This window comes from Myroides odoratimimus, from assembly GCF_004337635.1.
GTDB classification, from domain to species: domain Bacteria; phylum Bacteroidota; class Bacteroidia; order Flavobacteriales; family Flavobacteriaceae; genus Flavobacterium; species Flavobacterium odoratimimum.
In genome coordinates, this window is record NZ_CP037427.1 from 641,865 (window position 1) to 661,663 (window position 19,799).

Here is a 19,799-nt window from a genome sequence, read left to right on the forward strand (position 1 = left end):
ATTGATTAGTTAGTGAAACAAATCTAACAAAATATTTGAATTATTTTACAATAATATTAAGAAACAACAGTAAAACATATTTGTAGTAAAAAATAATAGATAACTAAAACACAAAAAATAAAAACATAACTTATATAATTAACAAAAAAATAAACTTATAAATATTTTAAACTTATAAATTCATCGTAAAATACGAATAATTATATCTTAATTTTTTTCATAAAAAAAACCTATAAGAAATTCTTATAGGTTTTTTTATTTTAGATACTACATAGGATTATTTCTCTGGCTCTCTAATAATAACATAATCAAACTTAAACAATTTAGAAGTATCTTTTCCTTTAACTTCTATACTAGTAGGATACCCAAATTCATGAGAGGCAGTCGTTTTAAATGTATATATCTCTCCTGTCTTTTTATTAGTAGCTGTCTCTATATTGTTCTTAGAACTTTGAACAAAACGGATTAGATCACCACCGGGAAAATACTCAAATGTCAAATTATACTCACTGTGTACAAATGGATTATATCCTGCACCATAAGTATAGGTAAATAATTCACCTGTATCGTCCGATACTGAAGTCAGATTACCACGGTTATCATAGTCATAAGTATAAACTTTATCACTACTAGATGCCTTAACTACATTACCGCTTGAATATTCATACACAAAAGAACTCTTCTTACCTGTCAAATCATTCAAATAATCATTTTTATAAGAAGCTATTAATTTATCATACTCAACTTCTTCATCTGTTGTTATAACAATTGAATTTAAAGCATTATTCTTCAAATAATCAAATTCATACTTTAACAATGGTTTAGAAGGTACCTCTGCTTCATTATAATTCTTATACTCAGATATCTTTCTTAATTTCAAGAAACTATTGTACTCAATATCATATCTAACTTCTACTATATTTTCATTATCATCACTACTTACCGTCATACGAGCGACTTTGACGAAGTCTCCTTTATTTGGGTCTGGCTTGTAAGGCTCATTATCACTAGAGCTACACGATACGCCTATAGCTCCCATAATCACAGCAAACAAAGCTATTTTTACTTTTTTCATAATATTTGGTTTTAACTGCTACAAAATAATTCATTTTATCGAATAAAAAAAGGTTGTTTTTCAACAACCTTTTTTTATTTATTACAACTATTTATAAGGGTTTTGCTCTAAAGCGCCTTTATAAACGTTAATCTCATTTAATGGGAATTGCAATATAAAACTATTTGAACCTACTGGTAAATCAAATAATCCTGAATTATATTTATGGTTAGATAAAGTACCTTCAGTTGCATTTCCTTCATCATCTTTACCTGCTTCACCATAAACACGTTTTAATTCAAGTCCCCAACGTTTCATATCAAGTAATCCGAAACCTTCACCCCAGAACTCAACACGTTTTTGAAAACGAATTTCATCGATTAATGTCTCACGAGAAAGACCAAAATCTTTTCCAGATTTATCTCTATTTGCAAAATCATATTTCGCATCACGAGTTTTCATGTAATCTTCAAGTAACTGTTGAGCGAGGGCATCTTGTTTACTATTAGCTAAAGCTTCCATATAATTGAAGAACATCTCTGTTTTTCTCATATAGATATAATCCCCTACAAAGTTAGTTTTATCAACAAACTTTGTATTATTATATTTCTTCAACACTCTCTTACCTTTCCAATTACCTCCTTCATATTCTTTTTTACCATCAGCAAACCATTGTGCTTTACGTACATCTGAGTTGCTCATTCCATCGTATAAACGTCTATCAATAGATTTTGGTGTAGCTGCTGCTCTACCATACCCTTGGTTAAACACATCCATATGAGAGAAATAAGAAGCGAAGAAACCTGAATTCATATTATCGATAGGATATCCCCACATCACATCAGCGTTATTCAACTCACTAAATGTTCCCGCATTTACAACATCGAAACTATTAACAGCTACTTCACCCATAGCTTTTTGAGCAAATTCAGCTGCTTTATCCCATTTCTTAGTATATAAGTAAAAACGAGATAATATTCCTGAAACTACGTTTTTATCAATATAAGATTTATCACGACGTACATAATCAGTACTTTTATCAAAAATACCGTACGCACTAACCAAATCCTTCTCAATATTCTCTAACATTACTGTTTCTGGGATTCTACCTTCAGTTCTATGACGCTCACCAGTATTATCTACATAGCTATAAGGAACACTTTTTCCATCATGGCTATATAACTGAGTAAGGTATAAATATGAATAAGCTCTAACTGCCAATAAACGTGCATATATAGGTGTTGATGCATAGTTCTTATCTCCTTTCATCAACATTTGAATAGCATTATCACTTAGTGCAATAGACTTTGTATAATAATTATAAATCGTAGCAGTATTACCTGTCTCTACACGATCCTGATAAGTATAAGCGTAAGCAAACCAATCATTTCTAGGGAATACCATATCATTACTCATAGCATCCATGTAAATATCTACTGCTTTTTGTCCGAAATCTTCGTGGCTTCCCACTTCTGCAAATCCAGACATAGCACGTGATCTTTCTTCACCACGCTCTAAAGCATTTACAATAACTGTAGCAGACTCAGGTTTGGCTAACATCCCTTCTATTTGCTCAGTAGAGAAATAATTCCCTTGTTGAGTTTCAGTAAACTCCTTAGAACAAGAAGTCATTAAAATTGCTCCTAAAACTAAAGAGCTATATATAATTTTTTTCATTTTTACCTACAAATTAAAAGTTTAAATTAACTCCAAATGCAAATGTTCTATACAATGGATAACCAGTCCCTGAAAGACCTGTTAAGTTAACACGTGGGTCATAACCTTGACGTTTTGACCATAAAGCTACGTTATCAACCACTCCATAAATACGTAAACGATCTACACCTAATTTTGAAGTTACTTCTTTAGTGAAAGTATATCCTAAAGTAACATTTTGTAAACTTAAATAATCTGATTTGATTAATGCTAAAGTTGAACCACTATAAGCATTTCTCCAATCTGATACATCTACTCTAGGTAAGCTTCCTTGTTTTGTAACAGGATCCCATGTTTTGCTAAAGTCATTATGAAGATTGTATCCTGGCTTAACACCAAAGAAACCAGTATACTTAGTATCATAACCATATCCACCTAATTGGTAAGCAAAGTTAGCACCTAAATCAAATCCTTTATACTCAGCATTTAAACCAAATCCACCATATACAGATGGTAAAGCAGATTTATTTAAATCTTGGTATGTCGCTTCATTCCAGTTCTCTGTAATAGTACGCTCTCCTGTTTCATCATCAATTGCGATAAACTGAGCATTACCATTTTCTTGATTCACACCTACATACTCTTTTAAATAATAGTTATAGATAGAACCACCTTCTCTACGGATAAATTGTCCAGATACGATATCTTTCTGTCCGTCAGGTAATGAAGTAATTTTGTTTTTATAATGTGTAGCATTAGCGTTGAAGTTTAATTTAAAATCTTCTGTTCTAATAATTGCTACATTAACTCCTACCTCAAAACCAGTATTTTTCATGTTACCAGCATTATAAGGTTGAGTTAACACTCCTGTTGTAGACGACTGTGGAACAAAGAACAACATATCATCAACTTTTCTTTCAAAGAATTCAGCATCTATACTAAAAATACCATTAAAGAAAGATCCTTCAAAACCTACGTTAAAGTTTTTGTTTTTCTCCCAAGTGATATCTTTATTCCCTTTGTTAATTAACTCTACAGAACTTGGCGCATCTCCATCTCCACTAGGGAAAAGTGCCCACTGGTCTTGATAAGGGTTAACTCTCATTAAGTTATCATTACCTTGCTCTCCGTAACTAGCCTTAAGTTTTAAGTTATCGATCCAAGTAATATCTTTCATAAAATCTTCAGAAGATATTGCATAAGCAGCACCTACACCAAAGAAAGTTCCCCATTTATTATCTGGATGGAAGTATGAAGAAGCATCACGTCTAATACTAGCATTAACGAAATATTTATTATTATATCCGTAGTTAAGCTTAGCGAAATATCCTTCTAATACATATTTATCTTGTCCTCCATCAGCTGCTTTAATAACACCTCCATGGTTAATAAATGGGCTATCAGGGAACATCATATTAGTACGTTGTACATATAAGTTATCCTTAGTACGATGCATAGTCTCGTGACCTAATAAGATATCAACAGAATGTTGTCCAAACCATTTGTTATAGTTTAATAACTGTTGGTTAGTCACTGCGAACATTTTATTATCTTGTTGATTAACACGTCCTTTTACACCAACACCTGATCCATAAGTAGGATTCATAGTATAACGTAAAACGTCATTTTGATAATCAGCAGAAATTACATATTTAAATGATAATCCTGCAGCTAATTTAACATCTAAATAAGTAGAAGCAAATAACTGATCAGAAACAGTTTTTCTGTAATCATTTAATCCTTGTGCATAAGGGTTAGAGTTAGCTCCAAATGGTCTAATATTAGGTGCGAATTTACCTGAACCATCATCATAAATAGCACCTCCATCTACATCTCTCATAATGTTTCCATTAGCATCATAAGCGTGTACTGGATAAATAGGAGCAATTTTTGACGACCAGAAGAATGGGTTTGCAAAAGCCGTATTATTACCTCTAATATAATCTCCTCCTAATGGATTCTTATTTTCGATATGAGCATAGTTAACACTTGCTCCTAACTTGAAAGTTTCGTTGATACGAGTATTAACATTTAATCTTCCTGTAGTTTTCTCATAGTTATTTGTAGCAACGATACCTTCATTTCTATCATGACCTAATGACAATAAGAATGTAGTATTATCAGTACCTCCAGAAACACTAATATTATTTTGAGTGAATAGCCCGTCTCTGAATAAATAATCATCATAAAGCTCGTGATACATCAACTGAGCATTAGGATTAATACGTCCTGTCGTAGGATCTATTAACTGATTATTAGGAACATTATAAATATTATATCCTAAGCTACCTATTAAATTATTACTTGCAGCATTAGAAGCATCAGCGAAATTCATAGTTAATTTAGAATCTTTAGGATTCATATAACTATTTCTTAAAGCACCATAATAAGACTCATAATACTTAGCAGGATTAGTCATCTTATCATAATCTTGGAAATTAGCACTAGCTATTCCAACTTTAGTATCAATAGATACTTTAGTTTGTCCAGACTGTCCTTTCTTAGTTGTTACGATAATAACTCCATTTGCCCCTCTATTTCCATACAAAGCTGCCGCAGAAGCATCTTTTAAGAACGAAATAGATTCAATATCAGCATTATTTATAGAGGTTAAAGAACCATTAAATGGAACTCCATCTAATACGATTAATGGTTCTGAACTCGCAGAAATAGATCCTACCCCTCTAAAACGAATAGTAGCCCCGTCACCAGGTGCCCCACTGTTATTAGAAATCTGAACCCCTGCAACCTTACCTACTAAACCTTGTGTAACGTCAGCTGTTGCAACATCTCTAACTTGTTTGCTATCAACTACTGCTACAGAACCAGCAATAGATGTTTTACTTTGCGTACCATAAGCAGTCACAACAACCTCATCAAGCATCTCTTCTTCTGCAGCCATAACTACGTCATACTTAGAAGCTGTAGACACTTTATATTCTTTATCGTTCATTCCGATGAAAGAATATACCAATACATCTCCAGGTTTTACCTTAAGAGAGTAGTTTCCATCTAGATCTGTTTGAGTACCCTCGTTAGTCCCCTTGATTACCACGCTTACACCTGGTAATGGAAGTCCTCCTTCTGATACTACTCCAGATAGAGTCTTTTCTTGTGCAAAAGAAGTTTGCACAGCTAGCCCTGCTGCCAGAGCTAAAGTCCATCTTAACTTAGAAATCATTATTAAATTGAATTAGTTAGTTCACAAATCTAAAAAAGTAATTAGATAACCTAACTAGAATACCCATTATTAACAATACTAACCAATTACATTCACAATACATTAATTAATATTCAAAATATTAACAATTAAAAAATACATACAATCAAATAAAACAACAACACATAAACATCAAAACAATTGTTTTTTCAACTCAATGCTAAAAAAAACAAAAATGACTTATTTTTTTTAACACTTAAATCTTCCAATACCACTAAATACGCCTTATCAGCAAAAATAAATCACTAAAAAACTCATCGTTTTTTAACAAAACATTGAACTAAGAACTATAAAATTTATCATAAGATTCTCTCTAACTATCCAGCTAATATTATTTACATTTGCAGTAATTAAAAACGAGACTTTAGATGCTATTAAAAAATTTCTCCGAGTTTAGCTTAGAAGCTGGTACTGACGAAGCTGGTAGAGGATGTATCGCTGGCCCTGTAACGGCTGCAGCTGTAATACTCCCACTAGACTTTATCAATGAAGAAATAAACGATTCTAAAAAAATCACCTCTAAGATACGATACAAACTCCGAGATATCATAGAAGATCAGGCATTAACTTATAAAGTGACTCATCTTCACGAAGACGCAATCGAAGAACTAAACATCTTACACGCTTCTATTAAGGCTATGACTCTTTCTGTACTTGACTTAGACCCTAAACCAGAGTTTCTCATTATAGATGGAAATAAGTTCACTCCTATCCCAGATTTACCTCATCAGTGTATAGTCAAAGGAGATATGAAATACCTAAGCTTAGCGGCTGCCTCTATATTAGCGAAGACGTATCGAGATGATTATATGGATAAAATCCACGAGGAATTCCCAATGTACAATTGGAAGAAAAACAAAGGATACCCTACTAAAGAACACAGAGAAGCTATTGCAAAATATGGCCCTTGCAAGTACCATAGAATGTCTTTTAAACTTCTACCTGATCAATTAAAACTAGACTTATAATAGTCTAAACACTATAGACTACAAGCACACTTCGGTGTGCTTTTTTATTAACAACATCTCACTACAGTCTACACAATATCTCATTTAGTCCTCATAGATACCTATCATAACATAATGATAAGACACTTATAGCATAGTGATTGCATTAAAAACAGGCAAAAATATGCGACCACTATCCCATCACTATGCGACCACTATGCGATAACTCCCAAAATAGCAGATAAAAAAATAACCTATTCTATGGAAAGAATAGGTTATTGATCTGTATTTTGAAATTGCAATAATTCGCTTAAGAGAAAATTTTATTTACTGCATTAATCGTGTAATCTAAATCTTCATAAGTCAATGCGTCAGTAATAAACCACGTTTCATACGATGATGGAGCGATATATACTCCTTCTGCTAATAATCCATGGAAGAATTTCTTAAACGTATCGTTATTACCATACCCTGCTGTTTCGAAATCAACTACTTCTCTTTCGTCAAAGAATACAGAGATCATAGATCCAACACGGTTAATCGTATAGGCTACATTATTATCTGTTAATACCTTTCGCATTCCTTTTTCTAAATATGCTGTCTTTTCTTCAAGGCGCTTAAATAAATCAGCATCTTTATTAATTTCTTGTAACATCGTAAGACCAGCTGCCATCGCTAATGGATTACCAGATAGTGTTCCTGCTTGGTATACAGGCCCCACTGGTGCAAGGTAATTCATAATCTCGTTACGAGAAGCAAAAGCCCCTACTGGCAATCCTCCACCAATCACTTTACCAAAAGTAACGATATCGGCATTCACACCAAATAATTCTTGTGCTCCACCTTTCGCTAGACGGAAGCCTGTCATCACCTCATCAAAGATTAATAACGTACCATGCTTATCACATAACGCTCTTAATCCCTTTAAGAATCCTTTTGCAGGAGGTACACATCCCATATTCCCCGCTACAGGCTCGATGATGATCGCAGCTACTTCTCCTTTGTTTGCTTCTAGGATAGACTCTACATTACTCAGATTATTATAATCTGCTAATAAAGTATCTTTTGCTGTACCTGCAGTTACACCAGGACTGTTAGGAGAACCAAAAGTAACAGCTCCACTTCCTGCAGAAATCAAGAATGAATCTGAGTGCCCGTGATAACAACCTTTAAATTTGATAATCTTCTCTCTATCTGTATACCCTCTAGCTAATCTAATAGCACTCATACAGGCTTCTGTACCAGAATTCACAAAGCGAATTTTATCAATATTAGGTACCATAGATACAGCTAGCTCAGCTATCTGTGTCTCTATCTCTGTAGGCATCCCAAAAGAAGTCCCTAGTTTTGCTTTTTCGACTACAGCATTAACTACTGGCTCATAAGCATGTCCTAAGATCATAGGTCCCCAAGAGTTAATATAATCTATAAGTTTATTACCATCCTCATCGTATAAATATGCTCCTTTAGCCTCTTTAACGAAGATAGGAGTTCCTCCGACAGATTTAAAAGCACGTACTGGAGAGTTAACTCCTCCTGGTATCACTTTCTCAGCTTCTGCAAAAAGCTTACTACTTCTTTGGTATAACATATTATTTTATTTTTAAAGTTTGACCTATTGAAAGGTTTGTTCCTGTTAATTTATTCATTTTCTGTACTTGTGCTACAGTCGTATTATATCTCTTAGAGATAGAGTATAATGTATCACCTTTTTTCACTACATGTACCGTCCCTTTACTTTTAGCACTAGACTGAGAAGACTTCGATGTAGATTTAGTTTCCGTTACTGCACTAGGTTTATCAGTCGTTGTAGCTATTGTTCTAGGTCTAGGCCCTGTCACAGTCTTATTTAGCACCTCAGCATCGTATTTATACAGTTCATATCGTTCGATAAGACTGATCAACTTCTCAGCATATCTAGGGTCAGTAGCATACCCAGCACTCTTTAGTCCTACTGCCCATCCTTCATAATCATCCTTTTCTAATAAAAACAGACTGCTATAACGCCCTCTATTCGTTAAGAACAGAGAGTGGTCTGTATAAGATTCGTTAGGATTGCTATATTTTCTAAAGCATTCGTCTGGTGCATCATCTGTATGGCGTACAGACTCACCGTCCCATCCTTGATGACACTTAATACCGAAGTGGTTATTCGCATTTCTACTCAGTGTCCCTTGTCCTGAGCCAGATTCTAACACCCCTTGAGCTAATTTAATACTAGCAGGGATCCCGTATGTCGTCATATTATCTTTTGCAACATCTTTATATGTAAGTATATAGTCGCGTATCATATCAGTCGTCACACTTAGTCTAGAGGTAGCTTCTAAGACCTCACTAGAGCTTCTCTTCTTCTCTTCTTTTTTTCTATCCACTTCATTTTTCTGAAGTTTATCTCTATACTCAGACTTAGACACGAGTTCTTTTTCTTTTACTTTTTTTCCAGTAGGAGCAGGATATCTCTTCGTAGTTAGAGCCTTACTCTTAGGCATTGGAGTTTTCTTGCTAGCACACCCAACAAGAAAGACCATACAAATAAAAAAAATGATTCTTCTATACATACATTACTATTGCTAAATATTTATCTTTTCATTCCAACCTTGCAAGCCACCAGTGTGTATTACAAGTATTTTACTATTATCCTTAAATCTTCCTTTCTTAATCTCTTCTAACACCCCGTATATCATCTTACCATTATAAATAGGATCAAACAAAACGCCTGTCAGTCTATAGAGTTCTCTTAGAAATGACAGCAATTCCTCATTGTACTTAGCATATCCTCCGAAGTGATAGTCTAAGACTAAGTCCCAATTATCATTAGTAGCAAACTTACGAATATCCTCATATAAAAAGCTCCCTTTAAGGGCAGGAAAGCCTAATATGGTTTGATTCTGATGAGAACTGTTAATAATACCCGCTATCGTCCCTCCTGTTCCTACAGCTGTACAGATATAATCAAAGGCCTCATCACCTTCTTTTAATATTTCTTCTGTTCCCTTTATTGCCTCTGCATTCGTTCCTCCTTCTGGTACTAAATAAAAATCTCCATACCTAGTTTTTAGTCTATCGATGATCTCTACCTCTCCTTTACTTCTATACTCTGTGCGCGTCATAAAACCAAGCGTCATTCCATCCTCTACTGCCTTCGTTAGTGTTGGATTGCCTGCGTAGTTATTTTCTAGCTCTTCACCTCTAATGATACCTATCGTCTCTACTCCACAGATACGTCCTGCCGCGGCAGTAGCCGCTATATGGTTAGAATATGCCCCCCCGAATGTCAAAAGCTTACTATATCCTAACTCTTGCGCCTTTAAAATATTGTACTTTAATTTTCTAAACTTATTACCTGATACTTCTTCATGTAATAAATCTTCTCTCTTGACAAAAATAGTAATCCCTCTAGGCAATTCTACTTTTAATTGTTCATTATATACATTCTCGCTCTCAAACATTAGTATTATTTCTTAAGAATGAATAAAGTCTTCTCCTTTTTAAATAGTCAAGATTGTGTTCATATTGATACGCTTCTCTCTCAAACAGGTTCTTACGATATGCCTTTTTCACATCCTTAGTCTGAAAATAACGCCACACAAAATCTAAAACATACCAAAGATAAAATAACACAATCAACAGTTCTATTTGTTGCCTTAGATGGATGCGTTCATGATTTAGTAAATAACGATCTCCTTTAGATTCTGCTGATCTTAAAATAATAAAGGGAAACAATGTTATTCCCTGATATCCTTTAGGAACTAAATATTTACAAACAATTACCACTCTCTTTTTTTAGAACTTTTTAATAATCGAGATATTAATTTTATCCAAGTTTATTACTATCTTCCCATCAGTTTTACTACAGCTAGTGTAATAAAGCGTCAACGTAGCAAAAATAGTTAATGATTTGGCTAATTCACTAGTATTTAAATAAAAATTAATAACAAACAAAAAATTATAAAAATGACTTTTCAAGAACATATTTTACAAGGGATACCGACTGTGTTACCTCCTAAGAAAGAGTATGATTTATCTATCAACCACGCTCCTAAGAGAAAAGAAATCTTATCTGATGATGAGAAAGTATTAGCCCTTAAGAATGCGCTACGCTATTTCCCAAGTGAGAACCACAGTACACTTATCCCTGAGTTCAAAGAAGAACTTGAAAAGTACGGAAGAATCTATATGTACCGTCTACGCCCGGACTACAAGATGTATGCTAGACCGATAGATGAATATCCTGGACAATGTCTACAAGCGAAGGCAATCATGCTAATGATCCAAAACAACCTTGACTATGCTGTAGCTCAACATCCACATGAGTTAATTACTTACGGAGGTAATGGAGCTGTGTTCTCTAACTGGGCTCAATACTTACTAACGATGAAGTATTTAGGAGAGATGACTGACGAGCAGACATTAGTAATGTATTCTGGTCATCCTATGGGACTATTCCCTTCTCATAAAAACGCACCTCGTGTAGTAGTGACCAATGGTATGATGATCCCTAACTACTCGAAACCGGATGATTGGGAAAAGTTCAATGCGTTAGGTGTGACACAGTACGGTCAGATGACTGCAGGTAGCTATATGTATATAGGTCCTCAAGGTATCGTACATGGGACAACAATCACAGTGCTAAACGGCGGTAGAAAAATAGCTAAAAACGGAGAAGGATTAGCAGGTAAGCTGTTTGTGACTTCAGGATTAGGAGGAATGAGTGGTGCTCAACCAAAAGCTGGAAATATTGCAGGATGTATTACGGTATGTGCAGAGGTAAACCCTAAAGCAGTACATACTAGACATTCTCAAGGATGGGTAGATGAAGTAATAACTGATATCAACGCCCTAGTCGTTCGCGTTAAAAAAGCACAAGAGGATAAAGAAATCGTATCTATCGCATACCAAGGTAACGTAGTGGATATATGGGAAGAATTTGACAAACAAGATTTATACATAGACTTAGGTTCTGATCAGACCTCTCTTCACAACCCTTGGGCAGGAGGATACTACCCAGTAGGCGTTGCTTTTGAAGAAGCAAATGACTTAATGGCTAATAACCCAGCTAAGTTTAAAGAACTAGTACAAGAGTCTCTAAGACGACAAGCTGCCGCTATTAATAAACACACAGCTAAAGGAACTTATTTCTTTGACTATGGAAATGCTTTCTTATTAGAAGCCTCTAGAGCAGGAGCTGATGTTATGGCAGCTAATAATATCGACTTTAAATACCCTAGTTATGTACAGGATATTATGGGGCCAATGTGTTTTGACTACGGATTTGGACCATTTAGATGGGTATGTACATCTGGTAAGCCAGAAGATCTAGCCAAAACAGATGAGATCGCTTGTGAGGTATTAGAAGAGATGATTAAAAACTCGCCTGTAGAAATACAACAACAGATGGCTGATAATATCCGTTGGATAAAAGGTGCACAAGAGAATAAACTAGTAGTAGGGTCACAAGCTCGTATCTTATATGCGGATGCAGAAGGACGAATTAATATCGCCAGAGCATTTAACGACGCTATTAAAGCAGGTAAGATAGGCCCTGTAGTATTAGGAAGAGATCACCATGATGTATCTGGTACAGACTCTCCATATAGAGAAACGTCTAATATCTATGATGGCTCTAAATTCACAGCTGATATGGCTATCCATAACGTTATCGGAGACAGCTTCAGAGGAGCTACTTGGGTATCTATCCACAATGGTGGTGGTGTAGGATGGGGAGAAGTAATCAATGGTGGTTTTGGTATGTTACTTGATGGTACTATTGAAGCACAAAAAAGATTAGAATCAATGCTATTCTGGGATGTTAATAATGGAATCGCTAGAAGAAGCTGGGCTAGAAATGACGAAGCTATTTTTGCAATAAAAAGAGCGATGGAAGTAGAACCACTTCTAAAAGTAACTATTCCAAATATAGTAGATGAAAACTTATTGAAATAACAATTAAAACAATTTCACTCATGAAAGCTATTAAATTATTACCACTAGCTCTATTGATGTTATTTATAGCATCATGTAGTAGCGTTAAAGTAACAGCTGATTATGATAAAGCTGTAGACTTCGAACAATACAAAACGTATGCTTTCTTTAAAGAAGGTATTGATCAAGCAACGATTAATGACTTAGACAAGAAGAGAATTCTAACTGCTATTGATAGTAATCTTACAGCAAAAGGTTTTACAAAAGCTAGTAGCAATCCTGATTTTGTTATTAATATTTTCACTAAAGCGTCAAAACAAGTCAATGTGACTACCCATAACAACTTCTATTCTCCTTACGGATACTACGGTTGGGGATGGGGACCATATTGGGGACCTAATAATACGACAGTGTCTACTTCTATAGAGGGGACACTTTATATAGACGTTCTAGATACAAAGAAAAAAGCCTTAATCTGGCAAGGAATAGGAACAGGATACCTAGACAATGCACCTACTCCAGAGAAAAAAGAAGAGAGAATACATGAGTTTATCGAAAAGATATTATCTAAGTTCCCTCCTACGCTAGAGAAGAAATAATTCTTCCTATAGATGATATACACAGAGGCTTTCCCTTACAGGAGAGCCTCTGTTCTTTTATACTTTTCCAAAGAATTCTCTTAATGATTCGATTAAAAACACAATAATAGGGTATTCTGAGTACCTATCGTCCATTGTTTTTATTATATTTACGACAAACAATAACAAATTTCATTTATGAAAACACAAGAATATGAAAGTAACGACTTGATCGAAAGATTGCCACAGCATTTAAAACAATTTATCAAACCACAGAGTTATCAGGATTATACACCTATTAATCAAGCTGTGTGGCGATACGTTATGCGTAAAAATGTTGATTATCTATCTAAAGTTGCTCACGAATCATATCTTGACGGTCTAGCTAAAACAGGTATTTCTATAGAAAGCATCCCTAGTATGTATGGGATGAATAGAATACTAAAAGAAATAGGTTGGGCTGCTGTAGCAGTAGATGGCTTTATACCACCGAATGCCTTTATGGAGTTTCAGGCGTATAAAGTACTTGTTATTGCATCAGATATTAGACAATTAGAGAATATAGAATACACACCTGCACCAGACATTATACACGAAGGGGCAGGACATGCTCCTATTATCGCTAACCCTGAGTATGCTGAGTATCTGAGACGCTTCGGAGAGATAGGCTGTAAGGCTATTTCTTCTGGCAGAGACTATGAGATATATGAAGCTATCCGCTTACTGTCTATCTTAAAAGAGGCTGAGGGTGTAGACCCTGAAGAAATCAAAAAGGCAGAAGAGCAGGTAGATTATTTACAAGGTATAACAGAAGAACCTTCTGAGATGGCACTTATCCGTAATCTACACTGGTGGACAGTAGAGTATGGATTAATCGGTACTACGGATAACCCTAAGATATACGGAGCAGGCTTATTATCTTCTATCGGAGAGAGTGCATGGTGTATGACTGATAATGTAAAAAAACTTCCTTACAGCATAGAAGCTGCATACCAAGGCTTTGATATCACTAAACCTCAACCTCAGCTATACGTGACTCCAGACTTTGCTTATCTAAGTGAAGTATTAGAAGAGTTTGCGAATAAGATGGCTTTAAGAAAAGGAGGCTTAATGGGAATAAACAAACTAATAGACTCTAAAGCCTTAGGTACGATAGAACTGAATACAGGTCTACAGATATCAGGTGTATTTACACGTGTAATCGAACACGAAGGCAAACCTGCTTATGTACAGACAACAGGCAAAACAGCTTTAGCCTATAGAGAGAAAGAATTAGTAGGACACGGCACAGAGACTCATCCACATGGTTTTGGTACTGCATTAGGTCGTTTAAAGGGAATCAACCTTGCCATAGAAGATATGAGCCCTAGAGATCTAAAAGCTTATAACTTATATGAAGGCAAGCCAGTAACTCTAGAGTTCGAAGGAGGTATCACTGTGTCTGGAACTAATATCACAGGTATTCGCAATATACATGGTAAGATTATTCTGATTAGTTTTAGTGACTGTACAGTGAAGCACAATGATGAAGTACTATTCCAACCAGAATGGGGGACTTATGATATGGCTGTTGGTGCTCATGTGATCTCTGCTTTCTCAGGGCCTGCTGACTACCATAGTTTTGATCTAATCAATCATGTTCCTTCTAGCCAAACAATAAAAGCAAAAAGAGACGAGAGTAAAATAAAGCTTGAAAACTTCTACCAAGAAGTTAGAACCATGAGAGAAGAGAGTAAAACAACTGATTTAAACAACGTACTAGATGTTCTAATCAATGAATACCCTTCTGATTGGTTACTTACAGTAGAAATACTGGAATTAGCTAAAAAAGCTTCAAATACAGTATTAGCTGAAAAAGCAATGAGCCACCTTAAATCTGTTCAAACAAACAGACCTGAAGTAGCTCATTTAATCAAAGACGGTATAGATATTATTCTAAAAAGCTTATAAAACCATATCTAATACCAAGTCTTTATCACTTTGAATAACGTTACCTTGATACTCTAGTTTCCAACCTAGAGTATTGGTAACTATTAATATTTTAGAAAGTTCACTTATAAGTCGATTCTCCGCATTCGATTTTAAAGTGGACTTTTCTATTTTATCTTCTAAGTCTTTCTTCACTTTTGCATTAATCTTATTGTAGTCATCTCCTTTAAAAGGGTTGAAAGTGCTCTGCTCTACATCTAGTATTTTATAGTCAGGATATATATTTACTTCCGCTTCTGGTATATATATTAATTGCACTACCTTATTCTTCTCATCGATCTGATATTGAAGTTGACTCAAATCATAAGACACTGTAGCCTTCGCATTAATAATAACCACAGCCTTTTTATCAAAAGAAAGCATATTTAAAAAGTACTTCTGCTGATCCTTATACGTCATTACTTGTGAGAAAGTAGCTTCTGTCACCACTAATTTACTCACGTTTTTTAACTGCTCTTGGATTAGAGCTGTATTGTATTGCATATCATCTTTATCCCCCTTCACAAAGCTGTTATACAAAACAACTCCTGCAAACATAAAGAAGAGCACTATAAATATACCGAAGAGTACGCGCAATAACTTTCTCATAACTATCTAAAGTTCATAAATGGATATTTCTCTAATAAGTAATCTATCTTGGCTACCAATGTATCTAAGAAAGCTAAGTGCTGTTCTGCAGTAGGGTTAAAAGGTCTATGGTTCAGTCCTTTTTGCACCTCATCTACTTTATGCATAATCGGATACATATCAGGATGAACCCAAGTCGTCACAAAGCGCTCCCAGATATAGTCTATCGCCAACTCATTTGGGTGTAACATATCAGCTTTATAAAAGCGATAATCTCTTAGCTCATCCATTACAATCTCATAAGAAGGGAAGTAACTAATTTTATCTCCACTTTGCTGATCTAACACATCGTGTAAGGCAGTAAATAATACTGACTTACTTCTCTGATTCTCTACGATACCATCTTTAAAATGTCTCACTGGAGACACTGTAAAAACAATCTGTATATCCGGATTAATAGCTTGTACTAATGTAATAATTTTAGACAAGCTAACCTTCACTTCTTCAGTACTTAATAATCTCTTTTTGAAATTACTCTGCGCTACCTTATGACAATTGGCAACAACCATTCCACTCTCGATATGCTCATATACCCAAGCTGTTCCTAAAGTGATATACATAAACGAGCTCTCTTTTAAAGCTACCTGTAAGTCAAACAACTTTACACTCAGCTTCGTCACGATATCTTCTTCTTCTAATTCATTCAAATCAGAATGTGCGATAAAGCTACTCCACACCTCGTTATGACAGAACACATCTGCACTTGTAAATTCATGCCCTTTCACCGCATACTCTAATATGCGCTCTATCGCGATAGGGTGAAACAGAATACCGAATGGATTCACCACACTTTGGAACTGATACTCTTTTAGCTTATCACTTATATTCACAGCAAAACAAGATCCCATAGATAAGATCTTATGCTCGTATTTAATTCTATCCTTTGCTACCTTAGTAGGCACTACTGTACTAAACTTCATAATCTGATGAACTCTTGAACAAAAAAAAGATTCTCATATGAGAATCTTTTTTTATCTATTATTATTACAAATATAATACTATTTCAAATAATCTTTTGCGTGAGCGATAGCGTCTGCCATACCTGCTGGATTCTTACCTCCTGCTGTAGCGAAGAACGCTTGTCCACCACCACCACCTTGGATGTGTTTACCTAACTCACGTACGATAGTACCTGCATTAAGACCTTTGCTCTCTACTATATCTTTAGATACATAACAAGTCAGCATTGGCTTATCATTCGCTACACTACCAAGCAGTACATATAGATTAGAGAACTCATTACCTAACTCATATGCAAGGTCCTTTGCTCCAGCAGCATCTAAGTCCACTTCTACAGCTAAGAAAGAGATACCGTTTACCTCTTGGATTTGACCTTTTAAGTCTCCTTTTAGGTTCTTTGCTTTCTCTTTTAATAATTGCTCTACTTGTTTCTTAAGTTTAGCATTCTCATCTTGAAGAGATACTACCGCTTTTAAGGTATCTTGTGGATTCTTTAATACTGCTTTAAGCTCTTTTAATGTATCTTCTTGTTCTGCGTAGAACTGACGAGCAGCTTTATTCGTAATCGCCTCAATACGACGAATACCTGCAGCTACAGCCCCTTCACTTACGATCTTGAACTGCCAGATATCACTTGTATTCCCTACGTGAGTACCTCCACATAGCTCCATACTCTCTCCAAACTTAATAGCACGTACCTCATCACCGTATTTTTCACCGAATAATGCCATAGCACCCTCAGCGATAGCCTGAGCCATCGGTATACTTCTGCGCTCTACTAATGGCAAGTGATCGTGAATTCTATCATTCACGAATGCCTCTACTTGTGCTAACTCTTCTTCTGTCACTTTAGAGAAATGAGAGAAGTCAAAGCGCAAGTGCGTAGGAGCTACTAACGAACCTTTTTGTTCTACGTGAGTACCTAAGATAGTGCGCAATGCTTGGTGTAGTAAGTGAGTAGCAGAGTGGTTAGCCATAGATTGCTTACGAGCATCTACATCTACCTTCGCTACTAGAGTTCCTTCTACATTAGCAGGAAGCTCTCTTACGATATGTAATATTAAGTTATTCTCTTTTTTCGTGTCGATTACTTGGATAGTGTCATTAGCAGATACTAATACTCCAGTATCTCCTACCTGTCCTCCTCCTTCTGGATAGAATGGAGTAGAATCTAATACGATTTGGAATAACTTACCATCTTTCTTACTATCAATCTTTCTATAACGAGTGATCTTCACTTCATTCTCTAACTGATCATATCCTACGAACTGCTCTACATTTCCTGATACTAATACAGTCCAGTCATCAGTAGATACTTCTGAAGCCGCACGAGAACGTGTTTTTTGTTCTAACATTGCTGCGTCAAATCCAGCTTCGTCTAGTTCATACCCTTTCTCTCTAAGGATAAGCGCTGTCAAGTCAATAGGGAAACCAAAAGTATCGTATAGTTCAAAAGCCTTCACTCCTGATACTACTTTACCTTCTGTTTGTTTGATTACATTGTCTAATAAATGTAACCCTTGCTCTAACGTTCTTAAGAAAGAAGTTTCTTCTTCTTTAATCACGTTTTTCACTAATTCTTTTTGACTAGTGATTTCTGGGAAGAATGCTCCCATCTGTTTACTTAACACCTCTACTAACTCATAGATGAATGGTTCTTTCTTATCTAAGAACGTAAATGCATAGCGAATAGCACGACGTAAGATACGACGGATTACATACCCTGCTCCATTGTTAGAAGGCAACTGCCCATCTGCAATAGCAAAAGCAACTGCTCTTACGTGGTCAACGATAACACGGATAGCGATATTAATCTTCTCTTCCTCATCATCTTTTGCTTTCATTGTGTATTTACCACCTGTTAGCTCAGATACTTTAGCGATAAGTGGAGAGAATACATCTGTGTCATAGTTAGACTGTACTCCTTGAAGCACCATACATAGACGCTCAAACCCCATACCTGTATCTACGTGCTGAGCAGGTAACTTCTCTAGCGAACCATCCGCTTTACGGTTAAACTCCATAAATACGTTATTCCAGATCTCTACTACCTGTGGATGATCTCCATTCACTAATTCTCTACCCGCTATCTTTGCCTTCTCCTCAGCACTACGGATATCTACGTGAATCTCAGTACAAGGTCCACAAGGTCCTTGATCTCCCATTTCCCAGAAGTTATCTTTCTTATTCCCCATCAGGATACGATCCTTGCCGATTAGGGTACTCCAGATATCATAAGCTTCTTGGTCAAAAGGAACGTTCTCCTCTTCGCTACCTTCAAATACAGTAACGTATAAAATATCTTTAGGGATGTTATAAACTTCAGTCAATAATTCCCAAGCCCAATTGATAGCTTCTTTCTTAAAGTAATCTCCGAAACTCCAGTTCCCTAGCATCTCGAACATAGTGTGGTGGTATGTATCGATACCTACCTCTTCTAAGTCATTGTGCTTACCAGACACGCGAAGACACTTCTGTGTATCAGTGATACGGTTACTTTTAGGCTTGGCGTTTCCTAAGAAATACTCTTTAAACTGGGCCATCCCAGAGTTATTAAACATTAAAGTTGGATCGTCTTTCAGAACGATCGGAGCAGAAGGCACTACCATGTGACCTCTTTCTTCAAAAAAGTTTAAAAACTTCTGACGAATTTCTTGTGATTTCATATCCTTTGGAAACTAATTTATTCTTTTATATTCTTATTATTAAGTTATTCGGTTAGTTGTTAAACATATTATAAATTAACGAATAACTAGCTTTTATTTTATTCTCTTTGGCACTTAAACTATCATTATAACGAAAACATTTTTTAAATTTGTTAGCTAACCAATGACAGCACTTCTTAT

The 19,799-nt window shown here is 35.5% G+C and carries 14 protein-coding genes; 4 read left to right on the plus strand and 10 right to left on the minus strand.

Features of this window, described 5'->3' with window-relative positions; all coding sequences use genetic code 11:
* Nucleotides 1-277: 277 nt before the first annotated feature.
* From E0Z07_RS18180 to E0Z07_RS03065, 3 genes are all read right to left on the minus strand, one after another.
* Complete coding sequence (locus E0Z07_RS18180; protein WP_225581494.1) at nucleotides 278-1,075, minus strand: hypothetical protein; 798 nt, start codon at nucleotides 1,073-1,075, stop codon at nucleotides 278-280.
* Between the two features lie 87 nt (nucleotides 1,076-1,162).
* A complete protein-coding gene (locus E0Z07_RS03060) occupies nucleotides 1,163-2,731 on the minus strand; it encodes a RagB/SusD family nutrient uptake outer membrane protein (protein ID WP_131540252.1) in 1,569 nt (522 codons plus the stop codon).
* Between the two features lie 13 nt (nucleotides 2,732-2,744).
* A complete protein-coding gene (locus E0Z07_RS03065; RefSeq protein WP_131540253.1) occupies nucleotides 2,745-5,891 on the minus strand; it encodes a SusC/RagA family TonB-linked outer membrane protein in 3,147 nt (1,048 codons plus the stop codon).
* Nucleotides 5,892-6,298: 407 nt separating this feature from the next.
* Here E0Z07_RS03065 and E0Z07_RS03070 point away from each other — a divergent pair, with 407 nt between their 5' ends.
* Nucleotides 6,299-6,898: a ribonuclease HII gene (locus tag E0Z07_RS03070; protein ID WP_006259626.1), complete on the plus strand. Its 600-nt coding sequence runs from the start codon at nucleotides 6,299-6,301 to the stop codon at nucleotides 6,896-6,898.
* 289 nt (nucleotides 6,899-7,187) lie between these two features.
* On the opposite strand, the gene hemL is transcribed toward E0Z07_RS03070, so the two are convergent.
* From hemL to E0Z07_RS18185, 4 genes are all read right to left on the minus strand, one after another.
* Nucleotides 7,188-8,468, minus strand: coding sequence for a glutamate-1-semialdehyde 2,1-aminomutase (gene hemL / locus E0Z07_RS03075; RefSeq protein WP_131540254.1), 1,281 nt, complete (start codon nucleotides 8,466-8,468; stop codon nucleotides 7,188-7,190).
* 1 nt (nucleotide 8,469) lies between these two features.
* Nucleotides 8,470-9,366 carry a glucosaminidase domain-containing protein gene (locus tag E0Z07_RS03080; protein ID WP_131540255.1) on the minus strand — a complete coding sequence of 299 codons (897 nt, stop codon included), beginning with the start codon at nucleotides 9,364-9,366 and terminating at the stop codon, nucleotides 8,470-8,472.
* An 81-nt stretch (nucleotides 9,367-9,447) separates the two neighbouring features.
* Complete coding sequence (locus tag E0Z07_RS03085) at nucleotides 9,448-10,326, minus strand: 1-aminocyclopropane-1-carboxylate deaminase/D-cysteine desulfhydrase (RefSeq protein WP_131540256.1); 879 nt, start codon at nucleotides 10,324-10,326, stop codon at nucleotides 9,448-9,450.
* A complete protein-coding gene (locus E0Z07_RS18185; protein ID WP_131540257.1) occupies nucleotides 10,319-10,651 on the minus strand; it encodes a hypothetical protein in 333 nt (110 codons plus the stop codon). Before E0Z07_RS18185 ends, E0Z07_RS03085 begins: the two co-directional genes overlap by 8 nt.
* 180 nt (nucleotides 10,652-10,831) lie before the next feature.
* On the opposite strand from E0Z07_RS18185, the gene E0Z07_RS03095 reads away from it, so the two are divergent.
* The 3 genes from E0Z07_RS03095 to E0Z07_RS03105 all read left to right on the plus strand — a co-directional run bounded on the left by E0Z07_RS03095 (nucleotide 10,832) and on the right by E0Z07_RS03105 (nucleotide 15,327).
* Nucleotides 10,832-12,820, plus strand: a complete 1,989-nt coding sequence (locus tag E0Z07_RS03095) for a urocanate hydratase (RefSeq protein ID WP_131540258.1) — start codon at nucleotides 10,832-10,834, stop codon at nucleotides 12,818-12,820.
* A gap of 20 nt (nucleotides 12,821-12,840) precedes the next feature.
* Nucleotides 12,841-13,398, plus strand: a complete 558-nt coding sequence (locus tag E0Z07_RS03100; protein ID WP_131540259.1) for a DUF4136 domain-containing protein — start codon at nucleotides 12,841-12,843, stop codon at nucleotides 13,396-13,398.
* 177 nt (nucleotides 13,399-13,575) lie between these two features.
* Nucleotides 13,576-15,327, plus strand: a complete 1,752-nt coding sequence (locus E0Z07_RS03105) for an aromatic amino acid hydroxylase (RefSeq protein WP_131540260.1) — start codon at nucleotides 13,576-13,578, stop codon at nucleotides 15,325-15,327.
* Here the strand turns inward: E0Z07_RS03105 and E0Z07_RS03110 are convergent.
* The 3 genes from E0Z07_RS03110 to alaS form a co-directional block, all read right to left on the minus strand.
* A complete protein-coding gene (locus E0Z07_RS03110; RefSeq protein WP_131540261.1) occupies nucleotides 15,322-15,954 on the minus strand; it encodes a DUF4230 domain-containing protein in 633 nt (210 codons plus the stop codon). The genes E0Z07_RS03105 and E0Z07_RS03110 overlap by 6 nt on opposite strands.
* Before the next feature lie 2 nt (nucleotides 15,955-15,956).
* Nucleotides 15,957-16,913, minus strand: a complete 957-nt coding sequence (locus E0Z07_RS03115) for a GSCFA domain-containing protein (RefSeq protein ID WP_131540262.1) — start codon at nucleotides 16,911-16,913, stop codon at nucleotides 15,957-15,959.
* Nucleotides 16,914-16,991: 78 nt separating this feature from the next.
* Entirely contained in the window at nucleotides 16,992-19,619 is a 2,628-nt protein-coding gene (gene alaS, locus E0Z07_RS03120) for an alanine--tRNA ligase (RefSeq protein WP_131540263.1), read from the minus strand.
* Nucleotides 19,620-19,799: the final 180 nt, after the last annotated feature.